The organism is Streptomyces hiroshimensis, from assembly GCF_014650335.1.
Classification (GTDB): Bacteria; Actinomycetota; Actinomycetes; order Streptomycetales; family Streptomycetaceae; genus Streptomyces; species Streptomyces hiroshimensis.
The window spans coordinates 51,575-71,557 of the sequence record NZ_BMUT01000020.1 but is presented as its reverse complement, the minus strand read 5'-3'; the positions used below and the strand labels follow the sequence as shown (position 1 = coordinate 71,557).

Annotated in this window: 10 protein-coding genes; 9 read left to right on the top strand and 1 reads right to left on the bottom strand. The window is 72.3% G+C overall.

Annotated elements, in window-relative coordinates:
- Nucleotides 1–4 precede the first annotated feature (4 nt).
- The gene (gene sftH, locus IE241_RS31620; protein WP_190025303.1) at nucleotides 5–2,461 is read right to left on the bottom strand and encodes a DEAD/DEAH box helicase; all 2,457 of its coding nucleotides are present in this window, start codon (nucleotides 2,459–2,461) and stop codon (nucleotides 5–7) included.
- Nucleotides 2,462–2,515: 54 nt separating this feature from the next.
- Here sftH and bldG point away from each other — a divergent pair, with 54 nt between their 5' ends.
- The 9 genes from bldG to IE241_RS31575 all read left to right on the top strand — a co-directional run bounded on the left by bldG (nucleotide 2,516) and on the right by IE241_RS31575 (nucleotide 19,652).
- A complete protein-coding gene (gene bldG / locus IE241_RS31615; protein WP_030367299.1) occupies nucleotides 2,516–2,857 on the top strand; it encodes an anti-sigma factor antagonist BldG in 342 nt (113 codons plus the stop codon).
- A 116-nt stretch (nucleotides 2,858–2,973) separates the two neighbouring features.
- A complete protein-coding gene (locus IE241_RS31610) occupies nucleotides 2,974–3,426 on the top strand; it encodes an ATP-binding protein (protein ID WP_190025302.1) in 453 nt (150 codons plus the stop codon).
- A gap of 616 nt (nucleotides 3,427–4,042) precedes the next feature.
- Nucleotides 4,043–6,448, top strand: coding sequence for a sodium-translocating pyrophosphatase (locus IE241_RS31605; RefSeq protein ID WP_190025301.1), 2,406 nt, complete (start codon nucleotides 4,043–4,045; stop codon nucleotides 6,446–6,448).
- Between the two features lie 298 nt (nucleotides 6,449–6,746).
- The gene (locus IE241_RS31600) at nucleotides 6,747–7,319 is read left to right on the top strand and encodes a small secreted protein (protein ID WP_190025300.1); all 573 of its coding nucleotides are present in this window, start codon (nucleotides 6,747–6,749) and stop codon (nucleotides 7,317–7,319) included.
- Between the two features lie 129 nt (nucleotides 7,320–7,448).
- Nucleotides 7,449–8,984, top strand: a complete 1,536-nt coding sequence (locus IE241_RS31595; protein ID WP_190025299.1) for a DUF7059 domain-containing protein — start codon at nucleotides 7,449–7,451, stop codon at nucleotides 8,982–8,984.
- A gap of 584 nt (nucleotides 8,985–9,568) precedes the next feature.
- Nucleotides 9,569–12,442, top strand: a complete 2,874-nt coding sequence (topA, locus tag IE241_RS31590; protein ID WP_190025298.1) for a type I DNA topoisomerase — start codon at nucleotides 9,569–9,571, stop codon at nucleotides 12,440–12,442.
- A 184-nt stretch (nucleotides 12,443–12,626) separates the two neighbouring features.
- A complete protein-coding gene (gene tmk, locus IE241_RS31585; RefSeq protein WP_190025297.1) occupies nucleotides 12,627–16,073 on the top strand; it encodes a dTMP kinase in 3,447 nt (1,148 codons plus the stop codon).
- Nucleotides 16,074–16,426: 353 nt separating this feature from the next.
- Nucleotides 16,427–17,647, top strand: coding sequence for a DNA polymerase III subunit delta' (locus tag IE241_RS31580; RefSeq protein WP_190025296.1), 1,221 nt, complete (start codon nucleotides 16,427–16,429; stop codon nucleotides 17,645–17,647).
- 259 nt (nucleotides 17,648–17,906) lie between these two features.
- On the top strand, nucleotides 17,907–19,652 hold the full coding sequence (locus IE241_RS31575) for an alpha/beta hydrolase (protein WP_190025295.1): 1,746 nt from the start codon (nucleotides 17,907–17,909) through the stop codon (nucleotides 19,650–19,652).
- Nucleotides 19,653–19,983: the final 331 nt, after the last annotated feature.

Below are 19,983 nucleotides of genomic sequence, written 5' to 3'. Positions count from 1 at the left end.
CAGCTCACCCTTCCTTTCGCTCTCCCTTGGGGGCGTCCCTGAGGAGCCGGGCCAGCAGGCGTATGGCGGCCCGTTTGTCGAGAGGGTCGTTGCCGTTGCCGCACTTGGGGGACTGGACGCAGGAGGGGCAGCCGGTGTCGCACTCGCAGGCGGCGATCGCCTCGCGAGTGGCGGTGAGCCAGCCGGCGGCGGTGTGGAAGGCCCTCTCGGCGAAGCCCGCGCCGCCGGGGTGGCCGTCGTAGACGAAGACGGTCGGCAGGAGCGTGTCGGGGTGCAGGGGGACGGAGACGCCGCCGATGTCCCAGCGGTCGCAGGTGGCGAAGAGAGGGAGCATGCCGATGGAGGCGTGTTCGGCAGCGTGTAGGGCGCCTCCGAGGGCCTCGGGGTCGATGCGGGCCTCGTCGAGCTGGTCCTCGGTGACGGTCCACCACACGGCGCGGGTGCGCAGCGTACGCGGCGGCAGGTCCAGCTTGGACTCGCCGAGGACCTCGCCGGTGATGAGCCGGCGGCGGAGGAAGGAGACGACCTGGTTGGTGACCTCGACCGAGCCGAAGCACAGCCGTGCCTCCCCCCAGGGGATCTCGGCGCTGGTCTCCAGGATGGAGACGGCCGTCGTGTCGCGGGCCGTCGTCGAGTACGGCGGGTCGGCCTGCTCGACGAGGGCGACGGAGTCCTCCAGGTCGAGCCGGCGGACGAGGTAGGTGCGGCCTTGGTGGAGATGGACCGCGCCCTCGTGGACGGAGGCGTGGGCGGCGCCCGCGTCCACGGTCCCCAGCAGCCGCCCGGTGCCCTCCTCCACGACCTGGACGGGCCGGCCGCCGCCGCCCCGGATGTCGGTGAGGTCGGCGGCGCGCTCGCGCCGGGTCCAGTGCCAGGCGGCGCCGCGGCGGCGGAGCAGCTTGCGCGCCTCGAGCTGGGTGAGCAGGCCCGGTGTCTCGGGCCCGAACAGGGACAGGTCGGCCTCGGTGAGCGGCAGCTCGGCGGCCGCGGCGCACAGATGGGGGGCGAGGACGTAGGGGTTGTCGGGATCGAGGACGGTGGATTCGACGGGCTGCCGGAAGAGCGCCTCGGGGTGGTGGACGAGATAGGTGTCCAGGGGGTCGTCGCGGGCGACCAGCACGGCGAGGGCTCCCCGGCCCGTACGGCCCGCGCGGCCGGCCTGCTGCCACAGGGAGGCCCGCGTGCCCGGATAGCCGGTCAGGAGGACGGCGTCGAGGCCCGCGACATCGACGCCGAGCTCCAGGGCGGTCGTGGCGGACAGGCCCAGCAGTTCGCCGCTGTGCAGGGCGCGCTCGATGGCGCGGCGTTCCTCGGGGAGATAGCCGCCGCGGTAGGCGGCGACACGCGCGGGCAGGGAGCGGTCCACGGCGGCGAGGCGCTCCTGGGCGATCAGGGCCACGAGCTCGGCGCCGCGCCGTGACCGCACGAAGGCGACCGTACGGACGCCTTGGATGACGAGGTCGGTGAGGAGGTCGGCGCTCTCGGCGGTGGCGGTGCGGCGGACGGGGGCTCCTCGCTCGCCGTGGAGCTCGGTGAGGGGCGGTTCCCAGAGCGCGAAGACCAGCTCGCCGCGCGGGGAGGCGTCCTCGGTGATCTCCGCCACCGGCACGCCCGTCAGCCGGTTGGCGGCAGTGCCCGGGTCGGAGGAGGTGGCCGAGGCGAGGAGGAAGACCGGATCGGCCCCGTAGCGGGCGCAGACACGCCGGAGACGGCGCAGCACCTGGGCGACGTGCGAGCCGAAGACGCCCCGGTAGGTGTGGCACTCGTCGATGACGACGTAGCGCAGGGCGCGCAGGAAGGAGGACCACTTGGGGTGGGCCGGGAGGATGGAGCGGTGGAGCATGTCGGGGTTGGTGAGCGCGTAATTGGCGTACTGGCGCACCCACTCCCGCTCCTCGACGGGGGTGTCCCCGTCGTAGACCGCGGGCCGGATGCCCTTGCCCAGGGGCCCGGCGAGGGCCTTCACGGCGCGCCGCTGATCGGCGGCGAGGGCCTTGGTGGGGGCGAGGTACAGCGCGGTCGCCCCGCGGCCGTTCGGGGCCTCGGAGCCGTCCAGTAGGGCGCTGAGGACGGGTGCCAGGTACGCGAGAGACTTCCCGGAGGCGGTTCCGGTGGCCACGACCACCGATTCGCCGCGCAACGCGTGCTCGGCGGTGAGCGCCTGGTGGGCCCACGGCCGCTCGATGCCCGCCGTCCGGATGGCTTCCACCACTTCCGGCCGGATCTCCTCAGGCCAGGGGGCATGACGTCCGGGACGCGGGGGCAAGTGCTCCGTATGAGTGATGCGTGCAGCCCTGTCGGCCCCGGTGGTCAGTCGGTCGAGGACTGTCCGGGGAGCGGGATGTACGCCCGCCTCCGGCGGGAGTTGATCGTTGGCCATCGGCACCGAGTGTGTCACTGGCGTGACGGACAATGGCGTCAAGGCGTCGTGCGCGCCTGCCGGTAAGTGATTGAATGCCATCGCGGCTGCCGATCCATGGGGGGCGACCGCTCGATGCAAGGTGCTGGAGGATCCGTGGACCTGTCCCTGTCGACCGAGACCGTAGGCGACCGTACGGTTGTCCGGGTCGGTGGCGAGATTGATGTGTACACCGCGCCCAAGCTGCGTGAGCAGCTGGTCGAGCTTGTCAACGACGGCAGCTATCACCTCGTCGTGGACATGGAGGGCGTCGACTTCCTCGACTCCACCGGGCTCGGCGTCCTGGTCGGCGGGCTGAAGCGGGTGCGTGCCCATGAGGGCTCGCTGCGCCTGGTCTGCAATCAGGAGCGCATTCTCAAGATTTTCCGTATCACCGGCCTCACCAAGGTGTTCCCCATCCACACCTCGGTCGAGGACGCGGTGCAGGCGACCGACTGAGGCCGCCGGGGAAGACTGTCACGCGGGGGGAACCCGGGCTCGTGGGCCCGGCCCCCTCGTGAGTCCGCCCTTTTCCGGATGAGGGGGAGAGGGCACGTACGACCGAGGGGGATGGCATGGCCACCGTCGAACTGCTCTTCAGTGCCCTTCCCGAGCATGTCCGGACCGCCCGGCTGGTGGCGGCCGCGGTGGCGCGCCGTGCCGGTGTGGACGAGGCCGTGCTGGACGAGGTCCGGCTCGCCGTGGGCGAAGCCTGCTCGCGCGCGGTGGGGCTGCACATCAGCAATGAGGTGACCACCCCCGTCCGGGTGACGCTGATCGAGGACGAGAAGAAGTTCTCCATCGAGGTCGGGGACGACGCCCCCGGCCCCACACCGGAGGCGCTCGCTGCCGCGAACGGCTCGGAGCGCGCCGCCGGCGGCCCCGAGGAGAGCGGTGCCGACAGCGAGGACGACATGGGCCTCGCGGTCATCAGCGGCCTCGTCGACGACGTCGAGGTGACGGCCGACGAGCGCGGCGGCCTGATCCGTATGAGCTGGCCGATCGCTCCCGCGGCCGTGGCGCCGTAGCCCGTCCGGGCACATTGCCGTAGCCGTCCCTCCTCTAACGGCCGTAAGTCCCGGCTGCCCCTTGCGGCCGTTCCGGTGACGCCTGCTGGACGGGCCGTCGCAGGATTCACGGGCTCCCTGCGGGCCGGGGCAGTGCTCATTCCGCCATCCTTGCTGCGACCTTGCTGCGCTCTCTCTGCGGAGTTCCGTGGCCGTTCTGCAGTTGTTCTGCGGCCGATATGCCGCCACCACGCGCCCGACGACGCCTCATGGCCGCCGGTCGCTGCGAATCCAATGGATCGATCCTTCCCGTCCCCATTGATCGTCCGGGATTCGATCTCGTGGCGCGCTTCTCCCCGATGACCGTTGATCCCCATTGATCCTCGTTGATCGCCGTTGATCGTCGCCGGTCTCCCATTCCGGATCTCCGCCCGCGATCGTTTATCCGGCGGATCATTCACTCGATCTTCACTTGCACAGGCCAATTCCATTTGCCGCGCTCTGTTTTGATCTCGCCATGCTCCCTACAATCCGTCCATCTTGAGCTCAGGACGCCTGAGCGTGGCCGCTGTTCCGTGATCTCTTTCGTGATCGCCGATCAGCTGCGCGCCCATGTGCCAAACGTCAGGGAGGACGAATGGCGGGGCCCTTCACCCCTCGACAGGTGGACTTTCGACAGCTCGACTTCACCCGGAATCTCGCGGCCGAACTCACCCAGGGCAACCGCACCATGGTGATCGTGATCGCGGCCGTCGCACTCGCGGCGCTCGTGGTCGCCGTCGTCCTGGTGCGGCAGGTCCTCGCGGCGGGCGAGGGAACCGACAGCATGAGAAAGATCGCGGCGGCGGTGCAGGAAGGCGCCAACGCCTATCTCGCACGGCAGTTGCGCACCCTCGGCGTATTCGCCGTGGCGGTGTTCTTCCTCCTGATGCTCCTGCCGGCCGACAACTGGTCGCAGCGCATCGGACGTTCGGGCTTCTTCCTGATCGGAGCACTGTTCTCGGCGGCCACCGGCTATATCGGCATGTGGCTCGCCGTGCGCAGCAATGTGCGGGTCGCCGCGGCGGCGCGCGAGGCCACACCGGCACCGGGCGAGCCCGAGAAGGATCTGACGGCCGTTTCCCACAAGGCCATGAAGATCGCGTTTCGGACAGGTGGCGTCGTAGGGATGTTCACCGTGGGGCTCGGCCTGCTGGGCGCCTCGTGCGTGGTGCTCGTGTACGCGGCCGACGCGCCCAAGGTGCTGGAGGGATTCGGCTTCGGCGCGGCGCTGCTGGCGATGTTCATGAGGGTCGGCGGCGGCATCTTCACCAAGGCGGCCGACGTCGGCGCCGACCTCGTCGGAAAGGTCGAACAGGGCATCCCCGAGGACGACCCGCGCAACGCCGCCACCATCGCGGACAACGTGGGCGACAACGTCGGCGACTGCGCGGGCATGGCCGCAGACCTCTTCGAGTCGTACGCCGTGACGCTGGTCGCCGCACTGATCCTCGGCAAGGCCGCCTTCGGCGACGCGGGGCTCGCCTTCCCCCTGCTCGTCCCCGCGATCGGTGTACTCACGGCGATGATCGGCATCTTCGCGGTCGCGCCGCGCCGTGCCGACCGCAGCGGCATGACCGCGATCAACCGCGGGTTCTTCATCTCGGCCGTCATCTCGCTCGCCCTGGTGGCCGCCGCGGTGTTCGCGTACCTCCCCTCCAGCTACGCCGACCTGAAGGGCATCGGGGACGAGGCCATCCGCGACCATGCAGGCGACCCGCGGGTGCTCGCGCTCGTGGCCGTGGCCATCGGCATCGTCCTCGCCGCGCTCATCCAGCAGCTCACGGGGTACTTCACGGAGACCAGCCGGAGGCCCGTGCGGGACATCGGCAAGTCGTCCCTGACCGGCCCGGCGACGGTCGTCCTCGCCGGCATCGGCGTCGGCCTGGAGTCCGCCGTCTACTCGGCCGTGCTGATCGCACTGGGCGTCTACGGGGCGTTCCTGCTCGGCGGCACCTCCATCATGCTGGCCCTGTTCGCCGTCGCGCTCGCCGGCACCGGCCTGCTGACCACCGTGGGCGTCATCGTCGCCATGGACACCTTCGGCCCGGTCTCCGACAACGCCCAGGGCATCGCCGAGATGTCCGGCGACGTCGAGGGCGCCGGCGCGCAGGTGCTCACCGACCTCGACGCCGTCGGCAACACCACCAAGGCCATCACCAAGGGCATCGCCATCGCCACGGCCGTCCTGGCGGCGTCGGCGCTCTTCGGCTCGTACCGCGACGCCATCGCCACCGCCGTGAAGGAGGTGCACGCGAAGTCCGGGGAGCTGGGCCTGAGTCTGGACATCTCGCAGCCCAACAACCTCGTCGGGCTCGTGCTCGGCGCCGCCGTCGTCTTCCTCTTCTCGGGGCTGGCGATCAACGCCGTGTCGCGGTCGGCGGGCGCGGTGGTCTACGAGGTGCGGCGGCAGTTCCGCGAGCACCCCGGGATCATGGACTACAGCGAGAAGCCGGAGTACGGCCGCGTGGTGGACATCTGCACCAAGGACGCGCTGCGCGAACTCGCCACGCCCGGGCTGCTGGCCGTGATGGCGCCCATCGCGGTCGGCTTCTCGCTCGGCGTCGGCGCGCTCGGCTCGTACCTCGCGGGCGCCATCGGCACCGGCACCCTGATGGCCGTCTTCCTCGCCAACTCCGGTGGTGCCTGGGACAACGCCAAGAAGCTGGTGGAGGACGGGCACCACGGCGGCAAGGGCAGTGAGGCGCACGCGGCGACGGTCATCGGCGACACGGTCGGCGACCCGTTCAAGGACACCGCCGGGCCGGCCATCAACCCGCTGCTGAAGGTGATGAACCTGGTGGCGTTGCTGATCGCCCCTGCCGTGGTCAAGTTCTCCTACGGCGTCGACGCCAACAAGGGCCTGCGGATCGGGGTCGCGGTGCTGGCGATCGTCGTCATCGTCGCAGCGGTGTACGTCTCGAAGCGGCGTGGGATCGCGGTGGACGACGACGGCAACGCCGAGCGTGCGGCGAAGCCCGCCGATCCGGCGGTGGTGTCGTAGGAACGGTGCGGTGACGTCGTAGGTACGGCGGTGGCGTCGTAAGAACGGTGGTGGTGACGTAAGAACCGGCGGTGGCGTCGTGAGGAACTGACGCTCCGGAACTTCGGCCCGGGTGGGCGGCGTGCAGGGCGCGCCGTCCACCCGTGTGCGGTTCACCCTCTCCTCTCCTGTGCGGTGAATGCCACGCTGCGCTTGGTGCAAATGGCTTCAAAAGGGGGCATACGGGAAGGCGGCCTCCTGGGCGGTCCCGCTCGGACGTGTAAGTTCCGGGCCGAGAGCCATCGAAGGGACCGATCCGGTGAACAAGAAGCTTGCGGCCGTACTGTCCGGCGGTACGGCGCTCCTGCTGGGGCTGACCGGCTGCAGCAACGACGACGAGGGCAACAAGAAGCTGGACACCTGGGCCAAGACGGTCTGCGACCAGATGCAGCCCCAGGTGAAGAAGATTCTGGACGCGAACCAGTCGATCGCGAGCGTTCAGACCGAGGAGGACTCCAAGAAGGTCCAGCAGACCGACTCCGCCGCCTTCCAGGTCAGCGTGGACGCGTACAAGGCGCTCGCCAACGCGGTGCAGAACGCGGGTGCGCCGCCCGTCAAGGACGGCGAGACCAGCCAGAAGAACGCCGTCAAGGCGCTCAACGACCTCTCCACGGCGTACGCGAACCTGAAGAAGCGCAGCGACGCCCTCGACACCGGTGACAAGAACAAGTTCGCCGCGGGGCTCAAGAGCATCGGCGGGGACGTCGCCAAGCTCACCAACCAGAGCTCCGAGGCGCTCAAGAAGCTGCAGACGGGTGACGTCGGCAAGGCCATGGCCAAGCAGCCGGGCTGCCAGAAGAACTCGCTCTCCCCGTCGCCGGCGAAGAGCTAAGCCGGCGAAGAGTTAAGACGAAGAGTTAAGACGAAGAGCCGGCCGGGTGCGGCGTGGCGTCCGGACGGGACGCGACGCCGCACCCCGCCGCTTTCGTCGTTTGCCGGTGCCGCCCCCGACAATGGTCCCGTGAGTACGCTCCTTCCCGCCCCCGACCGCGCGCGCACCTCCCGGCTGCGCGACGCCCTGCTCGCCGCCGCCTTCACCGCCGACGGCCTCCTCGACCTGCTGGGCGCCCCCGCCTACGCCGCGCTCGCCCGCAGCGAGACCGTCCCCGCCCTGCGCGCCACGCGCGGCGACAGCCCGCTGGAGACGCTCGTCCGGCTGTTCCTGCTGCAGCGCCCGGCCCCGTACGCGCGGGCCGCGGCCGCGCTGCCCGTCGACGACTGCCTCGCCGGCGGCTGGCTCGTCCGCGACGGGGGCGACGGGGACTCCGTGCGCGCCACCGTGGACGTGCGCCCGTACGGCGGCCCCGACGGGCAGGACTGGTGGATCGTCTCCGACCTGGGCTGTGCCGTCGGCGGCGCGGGCGGCATCGCCGGGGGCGGGGCCGGTCCCTCGGGAGTCGACCGCTCGCAGCTCGTCCTCGGCGTCGGCGGCGCTTCGACCACCCTCGCCGGGCTCACCGTCCGCACGCCCGTCGCGAGCGCCCTCGACCTGGGCACGGGGTCCGGCATCCAGGCGTTGCACGCCACCCAGCACGCCACGCGCGTGACCGCGACGGACCTCAACCCGCGCGCCCTGCACATCACGCGGCTCACCCTGGAGCTGTCCGGCGCCGCCGAGGCCGACCTGCGTGAGGGCTCGCTCTTCGAGCCGGTCGCCCAGGACACCTTCGACCTGATCGTCTCCAACCCGCCGTTCGTCATCTCGCCCGGTGCCCGCCTGACCTACCGCGACGGCGGCATGGGCGGCGACGACCTGTGCCGCACGCTCGTCCAGCAGTCGGCCGACCGGCTCAACGACGGCGGCTACTGCCAGCTGCTCGCCAACTGGCAGCACGTGGAGGGCGAGGACTGGCGCGAGCGGCTCTCCTCCTGGGTGCCGCGCGGCTGCGACGCCTGGATCGTCCAGCGCGAGGTGCAGGACATCGCCCAGTACGCCGAGCTGTGGCTGCGCGACGCGGGCGACCACCGCGCCGGCCCGGAGGAGTACGCGGCGCGCTACGACGCCTGGCTGGACGAGTTCGAGGCCCGTAAGACCAAGGGCATCGGATTTGGCTGGATCACGCTGCGCAAGTCGGGTGCCGACCGGCCGTCCGTCGTCGCCGAGGAATGGCCGCACCCGGTCGAGCAGCCGCTCGGCCCGGCCGTGCGCTCCCACTTCGACCGGCAGGACTTCCTGCGGGCGCACGACGACGCCGCGCTGCTCGCCGCCCGCTTCGTCCTGGCCGACGAGGTCGTGCAGGAGCAGGTCGGCCTGCCGGGCGCGGAGGACCCGGAGCACGTGGTGCTCCGCCAGAACCGCGGCATGCGGCGGGCCACCAAGGTGGACACCGTCGGCGCGGGCTTCGCGGGCGTGTGCGACGGCTCCCTCAGCGCCGGCCGGATCCTCGACGCCATCGCCCAGCTGATCGGCGAGGACGCGGTGCTGCTGCGGGACCGGACGCCGGAGTCGATCAGGACGCTCGTCGAGCAGGGCTTCCTGACGCCTGTGGCGGAATAGCCGCCCCCGGCGGCCCCGGCGGAATAGCCGCCCTCGGCGGACATAGCCGCTCTCGGCGGAATTCCTGCCCTCGGCGGGAGCCGCCTCCCGGCCCCGGCGGTCGCGGACGGCCTCCCGGGCCGCCGCCGCACCGCGGGGCGCGTGACGGATCGCACGCCCCGCCGGTGTTTGCGAACCACAATTCCGGACATCGTTTTCAGGACAACCTGTTGCCCGGGGGCCGTCCGGACGCATATGCGCCCGACGCCTCGGGCAGGGCCATGTCAAGGATCGTCCGGGGCTTTCGTGACTCTTTCGGGTCCAAGCCCGCGCCCTTGCGGCGTGCGGCCCGCCGTCCGTCCTTCCGCCGTCACACCCTTGGCCAGGGCCCTGTGAAGCACGGCGCCGGGGGCGGAGTGGACGTAGCCTTCATTACGACCCTAAGAGTGTGATGTTGGATACCGTGCTGGTTAGAACGTACATCGGGTTACCGTTCGAGTGGCGTTGCGGGCTTTTTCCGTTTGACACGGGGGCGGGATGTACCGTCACACTCCGCAGCGTCACCGCAGCGCCCACACCGAGTGCCGACCGGAAGAAGAGCGAAGTTGTCCCCGACCAGCGAGACCGCAAAGGGCGGCCGCCGACTCGTCATCGTCGAGTCGCCTGCCAAGGCGAAGACGATCAAGGGCTACCTCGGCCCCGGATACGTCGTCGAGGCGAGCGTCGGGCACATCCGTGACCTGCCGAACGGGGCCGCCGAGGTCCCGGCGAAGTACAAGGGCGAGCCCTGGGCCCGTCTCGGCGTCAACGTCGAGAAGGACTTCCAGCCGATCTACGTCGTGAACCACGACAAGAAGGACCAGGTCAAGAAGCTCAAGGAGCTGCTGGCCGAGTCCGACGAGCTCTTCCTCGCCACCGATGAGGACCGCGAGGGCGAGGCCATCGCCTGGCACCTGCAGGAAGTCCTCAAGCCCAAGGTCCCCGTCCGCCGGATGGTCTTCCACGAGATCACCAAGGACGCGATCCAGGCCGCCGTCGCCAGCCCGCGCGAGCTGAACAAGAAGCTCGTCGACGCCCAGGAGACCCGCCGCATCCTCGACCGCCTCTACGGCTACGAGGTCTCGCCGGTCCTGTGGAAGAAGGTCATGCCGCGGCTGTCGGCCGGCCGTGTGCAGTCCGTGGCCACCCGCCTCGTCGTCGAGCGGGAGCGCGAGCGCATCGCCTTCCGCTCCGCCGAGTACTGGGACCTCACCGGCACCTTCGGCACCGGCCGCTCCGGTGACAACAGCGACCCCGCGACGCTGATCGCCCGCCTGGCCTCGGTCGACGGCCGGCGCGTCGCCCAGGGCCGTGACTTCGGCTCGAACGGCCGGCTGAAGGACGCCGCCCAGGTGCTCCACCTGGACGAGGCCAACGCCCGTGCGCTGGCCGCAGCCCTCGCCGACACCTCGTTCTCGGTGCGCTCGGTCGAGTCCAAGCCCTACCGCCGCTCGCCGTACGCCCCGTTCCGCACGACGACGCTGCAGCAGGAGGCCTCGCGCAAGCTGGGCTTCGGCGCGAAGGCCACGATGCAGGTGGCCCAGAAGCTGTACGAGAACGGCTTCATCACCTATATGCGTACGGACTCCACGACGCTGTCGGACACGGCGGTGAAGGCGGCCCGTGCGCAGGTCACCCAGCTCTACGGTGCCGACTACCTGCCGGAGAAGCCGCGCACGTACGCCGGCAAGGTCAAGAACGCCCAGGAGGCGCACGAGGCGATCCGGCCTTCGGGTGATCGTTTCCGCACGCCCGCCGAGACCGGCCTGACCGGCGACCAGTTCCGCCTCTACGAGCTGATCTGGAAGCGCACCGTCGCCTCCCAGATGAAGGACGCGACCGGCAACTCGGTCACCGTCAGGATCGGCGGCCGGGCCAGCGACGGCCGGGACGCCGAGTTCAGCGCCTCCGGCAAGACCATCACCTTCCACGGCTTCATGAAGGCCTACGTGGAGGGCGCGGACGACCCGAACGCCGAGCTCGACGACCGCGAGCGCCGCCTCCCGCAGGTCACCGAGGGCGACCCGCTGACGGCCGCGGAGATCACGGCCGACGGCCACGCCACCAAGCCCCCCGCCCGCTACACCGAGGCCTCGCTGGTCAAGGAGCTGGAGGAGCGGGAGATCGGCCGCCCGTCGACGTACGCGTCGATCATCGGCACGATCCTGGACCGCGGCTACGTCTTCAAGAAGGGCACGGCGCTCGTCCCGTCCTTCCTGAGCTTCGCCGTCGTCAACCTGCTGGAGAAGCACTTCGGCCGGCTCGTCGACTACGACTTCACCGCCTCCATGGAGGAGGACCTCGACCGCATCGCCCGCGGCGAGGCCCAGGCCGTGCCGTGGCTGCGCCGGTTCTACTTCGGCGAGGGCACCGAAGGTGCCGCGGGCGGCGCCGCCGAGGCCGGCAACGGCGACGGCGACCACCTCGGCGGCCTCAAGGAGCTCGTCACCGACCTCGGTGCGATCGACGCCCGCGAGGTGTCCTCCTTCCCCGTCGGCAACGACATCGTGCTCCGCGTCGGCCGCTACGGCCCGTACGTCGAGCGCGGCGAGAAGGACGCCGAGGGCCACCAGCGGGCCGACGTCCCCGACGACCTCGCGCCCGACGAGCTGACCGTCGAGTACGCCGAGGAGCTGCTCGCCAAGCCCAGCGGGGACTTCGAGCTGGGCACCGACCCCGGCACCGGTCACCAGATCGTCGCCAAGGACGGCCGCTACGGCCCCTACGTCACCGAGATCCTCCCCGAGGGCACCCCGAAGACCGGCAAGAACGCGGTCAAGCCGCGCACCGCCTCGCTCTTCAAGTCCATGGCCCTGGACACGGTCACCCTGGACGACGCGCTGCGGCTGATGTCGCTGCCGCGCGTGGTGGGCACCGACGCCGAAGGCGTCGAGATCACCGCGCAGAACGGCCGCTACGGCCCGTATCTGAAGAAGGGCACCGACTCGCGCTCCCTGGAGACCGAGGACCAGCTCTTCACCATCACGCTGGACGAGGCCCTCGCGATCTACGCCCAGCCCAAGCAGCGCGGGCGTGCCGCGGCCAAGCCGCCGCTGAAGGAGCTGGGCACCGACCCCGTCAGCGAGCGCCCGGTCGTGGTCAAGGACGGCCGCTTCGGCCCGTACGTGACGGATGGCGAGACCAACGCCACCCTGCGCCGTGACGACGACGTCGAGACGATCACGCCGGAGCGCGGCTACGAGCTGCTGGCGGAGAAGCGCGCCAAGGGTCCGGCGAAGAAGACCGCCAAGAAGGCCGTTGCGAAGAAGGCGCCGGCGAAGAAGACCGCCGCCAAGAAGACGGCGGCCAAGAAGACCGCGGCGAAGAAGACGACGACCGCGAAGAAGACGACGGCGGCCAAGACGGCCACCAAGACGGCGGCCAAGAAGACGACCGCCGCGAAGAAGGTGGCTGCGGCCGCCCAGGCCGCCGACGAGTGACCGGCTGACGAGTGACCGCCGACGAGTGACCGGCTGACGAGTGACCGCCGACGAGTGACCGGCTGACGGCGCGGCCCGGGGGCTTCCCCGGGCCGCGCCGTCAGCGTCGGGGGGCCATCCATTCGTTCGGGCGTATGTTCGGGCAGAAACGCGGAAGACCGGACAGGCCGGATAGGCTGGCAGGATGACGCGAGCCGAGCAGCCAACCGTGGTGACCCCCACCTCCGGCGCCCTAGCCGCGGACTCCCGCGAGCGTGCCGTCCGGTCCCTGCTGCGCTTCCCCCCGCTGCGGCGGCTGTGGAACGCCCAGTTCGCCGGCGGTGTCGGAGACTCCCTCGCCCTCCTGGTGCTCCTGCTGCTGTCGCTCCAGGCGGCCGTCGCGGAGGGCTCCTTCGGGGGTGGCTACCGGGGCGCGGCCCTCGCCGTCGCCGCGGTCCTCGCGGCGCGGCTCCTGGCGACCCTCCTCTTCGGCGCGGTCCTCCTCGGCCCGCTCTCCTCGCTCATCGCCCCGGCCGGTCCCCTCGACCGCCGGTGGACCATGATCGGTGCGGACGGCGTCCGGTTCGGCCTGCTGGCCGTCGCGCCCCTGTGGCTCGACTGGACCGGGAGCCGTGCGCTCGCCTTCCTGCTGATCTCGGCCTTCGTGATCGGTGTCGCCGAGCGCGTGTGGACGGTCGTCAAGGACAGCGCCGCCCCCGCGCTGCTGCCCGCGCCCCCCGTGGAGGGCGCGGCGGTCCGCCCGCTGCCCGATCACTACGACGCACTGCGGCGCCTCTCGCTGCGTACGAGCTTCGTGTCGCTGCCCTTCGCGGCGGCCGCACTCCTCGCCGTCACGCTGATCGGCAATCTGCTCGGGGCCGGCATCGACTGGTTCCACCTCCACCAGGCGGCCCTCGGCTCGTTCCTCGCGGCCGCGCTGTTCGGCACCTCGGGCACCATCCTCTACTTCCTGGAGCTGCCCGGCGCGAAGGCGCCCCGCGTGCGCTCCCCGCTGGAGGGCCTGCGCCGCCCCAAGACCACCCAGGGCCCGGACGCCGGCCGGACGCCGGACACCGGGCGTACGGGCGCCATCCCGGTGCTCGTCCTGGCCTGCGCGGCCGTCGCGGGTGCCATCGCCGCCGCCGTCGGCGTGGCCGCCCTCCAGGCCGTCGACCTCGGCGGCGGGCCGGTGGCCTTCGGGCTGCTCGTGCTCGCCCTCAGCGGCGGTCCCGTCATCGGCATCCGCAGCGCCGTCAAGGTGCTGCCCGGCTTCTCCCGGCGCCGCCTGCTCGCGCTGTCCATCGCGCTCACCGGTCTGGCGTTGCTCGCGGCGGGCCTCGTGCCCGACCCCACGACGGTCCTGCTGCTCGTGCTGCTCGCCGGCGTCTGCGCGGGCATCGCCGCCAACACCGGCCACGCCCTCCTCGACCAGGAGACGGAAGAGGACCGCCGGCCCCGTACGACCGATCATCTGCACGCCGTCGTGCGCGTCACCGCGGCGCTCGGCGCCGTCGCCGCGCCGCTGCTCGCCGCCGCCATCGGACCGCACCGGCTGGAGCGCGGCGGCTTCGTCTTCGCACACGGCGGGGCGGCCTTCACGCTGATGCTCGTCGGTGCGCTGCTGCTGCCCGTCGGCGCCATCGTCCTCGGCAAGACCGACGACCGGCACGGAGTGCCGTTCCGCCGCGATCTGCTGGACGTGCTGCGCGGCGGCGACCCCGAGCAGGCCCCCACCGCGACGGGCTTCTTCATCGCCTTCGAAGGCGGTGACGGCGCCGGCAAGTCCACGCAGGTGCGGGCGATCGCCGAGTGGATCCGCTCCAAGGGCCACGAGGTCGTGGTCACCCGCGAGCCCGGTGCGACGCCCATCGGGCAGCGGCTGCGCGCGATCCTCCTGGACGTCTCGTCGGCCGGCCTGTCGGACCGCGCGGAGGCGCTGCTCTACGCGGCCGACCGCGCCGAGCACGTCGACTCCGTCGTCCAGCCCGCCCTGAAGCGCGGCGCGATCGTCATCACCGACCGCTACATCGACTCGTCGGTGGCCTACCAGGGCGCCGGGCGGGACCTCTCGCCGACCGAGATCGCCCGCATCAACCGGTGGGCGACGGGCGGCCTCGTCCCCCACCTGACCGTGCTGCTCGACGTCTCGCCGGAGACCGCGCGAGAACGTTTCACCGAGGCGCCCGACCGGCTCGAGTCGGAGCCCATGGAGTTCCACAACCGGGTGCGCACCGGCTTCCTGACGCTGGCCGCCGCCGACCCTTCGCGCTACCTCGTCGTCGACGCCGGGCAGGCGCCCGAGGACATCACCACCGTCGTACGCCACCGCCTCGACCAGGCCCTGCCGCTCTCCGCGGCCGAGATCGAGGCCCGCGAGCAGGCCCGCAAGGCCGCCGAGGAAGAGGCGCGGCGCAAGGCCGAGGAAGAGGCCGCGCGCAAGGCGGAGGAGGCGCGGCTGGAGCGCGAGCGCCAGGAGCAGCTCGCCAAGCTGCGTGCCGAGGAGGAGGAGCGCAAGCGGCGCGAGGCCGAAGAGGCCCGCATCCGCGAGGAGGCGCGCCTCGCCGAGGAAGCCCGGCAGCGTGCCGAGGAGGCCCGCCGGCAGGCCGAGGAGGAGCGCAAGCGCCGCGAGGCGGAGGAGCGCACCCGCGCCGCCGAGCAGGAGCGGCTCCGCAAGCAGGCCGAGGAAGAGGCGCGGCTGCGCGCCGAGGCCGAGGAACGGCGCCTGGAGAAGCAGCGCAAGGCGGAGGAGGCGCTGCTGAGGGCGGAGCAGGCGCGGGTGGCGGCGGAGGCGGCTGCTGCCGCGTCGGCTGCGGCTTCGGCTGCGCCGGGCTCCTCGGCCGCGGCGGCTGCGGCTTCCGATTCGGCTCCCGACTCGGCTTCCGAGGCTCCGACCGTCGAGCGGCCCTCGCTCCGTAAGGAGGCTGCGGCCCAGGCTCCGGCCCCGGCTCCGGCCTCGGGGAGCTCGGACGAGACGCAGACCGTCCAGGCGCCCGCCGTCCAGACCCCGTCCGTCCACCGGCCGGACCCGCGCGATACGGACTTCAGCGACCTGACCGCCGACACGACGCCCACGGTCGAGCGGCCGCGCATCGACCCGCGGGCCTCGCGTGCGTCCGGCGTGCCCTCCGGTACGTCCTCGCGGTCGTCCTCCCGTGCGTCGTCCTCCCGTGCGTCCGACGAGACCGAGGTGCTGCCGCCCGTGCCCGTCCGGCCCGTGGAGCCGCAGCGCGTGACCTGGGGCATGGAGCCGCAGCAGCCGTCGCCCGCGCCGTCGCGGGAGTCGGAGGAGACGGCTGTGCTGCCGCAGCCTCCGGTCGCGGGTGGCGGCAGGCGCGACGATGCCGACGCCGACGTCGATGTGACGGAGGTGCTGCCTCCGGTACGGCCGGAGCCGCGGACCGAGGACCCGGCGGACCGGGTGCCGAACTGGCTGTTCCGGCCGGAGGAGCGCGCGGACGCCGACGCGGACGCCGAGCGGACGCGGGAGCTGCCGCAGGTGGCCGAGGGCGCGCAGGACGCCGCCGCCAAGGGGCGCCGCCGCCCGGGCTGGGCGGGCGAGGCGTCCGGCGACGACGAGCCGACGCTCGCGGACGAGCTCCTGGGACCGCGGCGTCGCCGCGACGACGACGAGCGGGGCGGTCGCCGCCGCTGAGGCGGGTCCTCTGCGGGGCCTTTGCGGGGCCCTGCCGGGGCAGGAGTGGCTTCGGCGCCGCCGGGCTGCGTCGTTGTGGTTGGTCGCCGTTGCGGCGGGTTTGAGAGGCGTGGCCTCTCGACCGGCGTCTGCGGCGGCCGCGGGAGGGGCGGCTTGTGCCTCCTGCCCGGCGTGCTCCGGCCGGGGCGGAGGTGGTTTCGGCGCCGCCGGGCCGCGTGGTTGTGCTTGGTCGCCGTCGCGGCGGGACGGAATGTGCGACCGGCGACCGGCGACCGGCGACCGGCGACCGGCGACCGGTGTCGGTGCCGTGGCCCACAATGGACGTCGCAGGACAACCAGTGCGGAGGACAGCCATGGCGGTGTGGGACGACGTGGTCGGCCAGGACCGGGTGACGGAGCAGCTCTCCGCGGCCGCGCGGGATGCCGATGCCCTGGTCACCGCCGCCGAGTCGCTCTCGGTGGACGCCGTGGCCGCCGGTGGCGGGTCGATGACCCACGCCTGGCTGTTCACCGGCCCCCCCGGCTCCGGCCGGGCCAGTGCCGCCCGTGCGTTCGCCGCCGCCCTGCAGTGCGTGAGCCCGGACAGAGCCGTCGGCGGGGCCCCCGGCTGCGGCTTCTGCGACGGCTGCCACACCACGCTCGTCGGCACGCACGCGGACGTGGAGATCGTCCGCACCGACCAGCTGTCCATCGGCGTCAAGGAGACCCGCGAGCTGGTCCGCCGCGCCCAGCTCTCCCCGGCCGGCGGCCGCTGGCAGGTCATCGTCCTGGAGGACGCGGACCGGCTCACGGAAGGCGCGGGCAACGTCCTGCTGAAGGCGGTCGAGGAGCCGGCGCCGCGTACGGTGTGGCTCCTGTGCGCGCCCTCTTTGGAAGATGTGCTGCCCACCATCCGGTCCCGCTGCCGCCTGCTCACCCTGCGCACGCCCCCGGTGGCCGCCGTGGCCGAGATCCTGGCCCGGCGGGACGGCATCGAGCCCGAGCTGGCCGGGCGGGTGGCCCGGGCCACGCAGGGCCACATCGGCCGGGCCCGCCGCCTGGCCACCGACGAGCGGGCCCGTGCCCGCCGCGCGGCCGTGCTCAAGCTGCCCCTGCGCGTCGACGACGTCGGCGGCTGCCTGAAGGCCGCCCAGGAGCTGATCGACGCGGCCGCCGAGGACGCCAAGCAGGTCGCCGAGGAGGTCGACACCAAGGAGACCGAGGAGCTGAGGGCGGCGCTCGGCGCGGCGGCCGGTACGGGCAGCCGTCTGCCGCGTGGCACGGCGGGTGCGATGAAGGAGCTCCAGGACCGCCAGAAGCGCCGCAGCACCCGCACCCAGCGCGACAGCCTCGACCTGGCCCTGGTCGACCTGACGGGCTTCTACCGCGACGTCCTGGCGATGCAGCTCCGCTCGCGCGTCGAGATCGCCAACGCGGACATGCAGGACGCGCTGGAGCGCGTCGCCTCCGCGTCCGGCCCGGAGCGGACGCTGCGCCGCATCGAGGCGATCATCGACTGCCGGCGCGCGCTGGACCGGAACGTGGCTCCGCTGCTCGCGGTCGAGGCGATGACGATGGCGCTGCGCGCGGGCTGAGCACTGCCGACCGCCCGGCCAATCCGAGCAAACGTCCGGTTACGCACTCTCACTCATATGAGGCCTCCTGGGCCCGGCGACTGGCGGCAGCCTGCAGGGGTGTGGATACGCTCCGTCGGTACGCAGTGATTTTCCGTAACGCTGCGCGATGCTCAGCTCTTCGCTGCCGGGCAGTTCCCTGCCTTCATGCAGCGGCACTCCACGCATCCACGCATGCATCCACGCATGCACCCACGCAGAGGGACCAAGGGACCAGCCGATGGACTCCAGCCGCCTGTTCCGTACCTCCGGCACCGTCATCGCGGCAGCGGCGCTGCTGATCTCCGGCTCCGCGCTCGGGGACACCTCGCCGAGGGCGACGGCGGCGGCGAGAGCGTACGGAGCGACCGGAGCATACGGAGCGGGCGGCGCGCAGTCCTCGCCCGCGGGGAGCCGGCACGGCCGTGGGGCGGGGGACGGGCAGGACGGCCGCGGCCTCCCCGGCTTCGGAAGCTTCGGCGCAGGAGGCTCCTTCGACAGCCTGGGCGGCCTGGGCGGCGGAGGCAGGCCCGGGGACGCCCCGCTGCTCGCCCCGCTGCCGACCGCCCTCCCCCCGGCCCTCCGCCGCTACTACGCACAGAAGCTCACCTGGCGCCCCTGCGGCACGAGCGGTTTCGAGTGCGCCACCCTCAGGGCGCCACTGGACTACGACCACCCCCGCGAGTCGGACGACCTCAAGCTCGCCGTCTCCCGCAAGAAGGCCACCGGCGCGGACCACGCCAAGCGCCTGGGCTCCCTCACGGTCAACCCGGGCGGGCCGGGCGGCTCGGCGGTCGGCTATCTCCAGCACTACGCGGGCGTCGGCTACCCCGCCGCCGTCCGCGCCCACTACGACATGGTGGCCATGGACCCCCGCGGCGTCGCCGGCAGCGAGCCGGTCACCTGCCTCTCCGACACCGAGATGGACCGCTACACGGAGGTCGACCAGACCCCCGACGACGCCGGCGAGACCGGGGAACTCGTCGCCGCGTACTCCGACTTCGCCGACGGCTGCGCCGCCCGCTCCGGCAAGCTCCTCGGCCACGTGTCCACGATCGAGGCCGCCCGCGACATGGACGTCCTGCGCGCCGCCCTCGACGACGCCAAGCTGACGTACGTGGGCGCCTCGTACGGCACCTTCCTCGGCGCCACCTACGCCGGGCTCTTCCCCTCGCGCGTCGGCCGCCTCGTGCTCGACGGCGCCCTCGATCCGTCCCTCGACTCGGAGCAGGTCAACCGGGACCAGACCGCGGGCTTCCAGACCGCCTTCGCCTCCTTCGCGGAGGACTGCGCCCGGCGCAGGGGCTGCCCGCTCGGCACCGAGGCGGCCGAGGCGGGCGACCGCCTCTCCGCACTCTTCAAGCAGGCCGACGCGCACCCCCTGGCCACCGGCAAGTCCCGCAAGCTCACCGAGAGTCTCGCCACCACGGGTGTGATCTCCGCCATGTACGACGAGGCGGCGTGGGGCCTGCTGCGCACTGCGCTGGCGGCCGCCCTCAGGGGCGACGGCGCCCTGCTGCTGAAGCTCTCCGACGCCTACTACGAGCGCGACTCCCGCGGCTCCTACCAGAACCTCATGTACGCCAACGCGGCCGTGAACTGCCTCGACCTCCCGCCGGCCTTCCGCTCCCCGGCCGAGGTCCGCGACGCGATCCCCGCCTTCCGCAAGGCCTCGCCGGTCTTCGGCACCCCCCTCGCCTGGGCGGCCCTGACCTGCGGATACTGGCCCGTACCGGCCACGGGCGTCCCGCACCGCATCCCCGCCGCGGGCGCCGCGCCCATCCTCGTCGTCGGCACCACCCGCGACCCCGCCACCCCCTACGGCTGGGCCCGCTCGCTGGCCTCCCAGCTCTCCTCCGGCCGCCTGCTGACCTACGAGGGCGACGGCCACACCGCCTACACCCGCGGCAGCGCCTGCATCGACAACGCCATCAACACCTACCTGCTGACCTCGACCCCGCCCCCGGCGGGCCGGAGGTGCTCCTGAGCGCCCTAGGCAGGGGGGGCCGAAAACCAGAAAAGCCCAGGTCACAGAGGCTGTGACCTGGGCTTCGGCTGAGCCGCCTTCGGGATTCGAACCCGAGACCTACGCATTACGAGCCCCCACTAGATCATCCTGGCTGGTGCCAGACAGTGCCACAAAAGCCAATTTCCCCAGTTCAGGAGAGTCTGGCCCGGCCTCCGCCTGGCCCAATCCATCTGGCGCCACCCCATCCGCTCACGCATCGCTCACGCATCTGGGTCACCCCAAGCACCGACGGCTCAGGGCAGAGCCGGTAGCCACCGGTCGCCCATCAAGCGAGCGTCCAGCGCTGGCC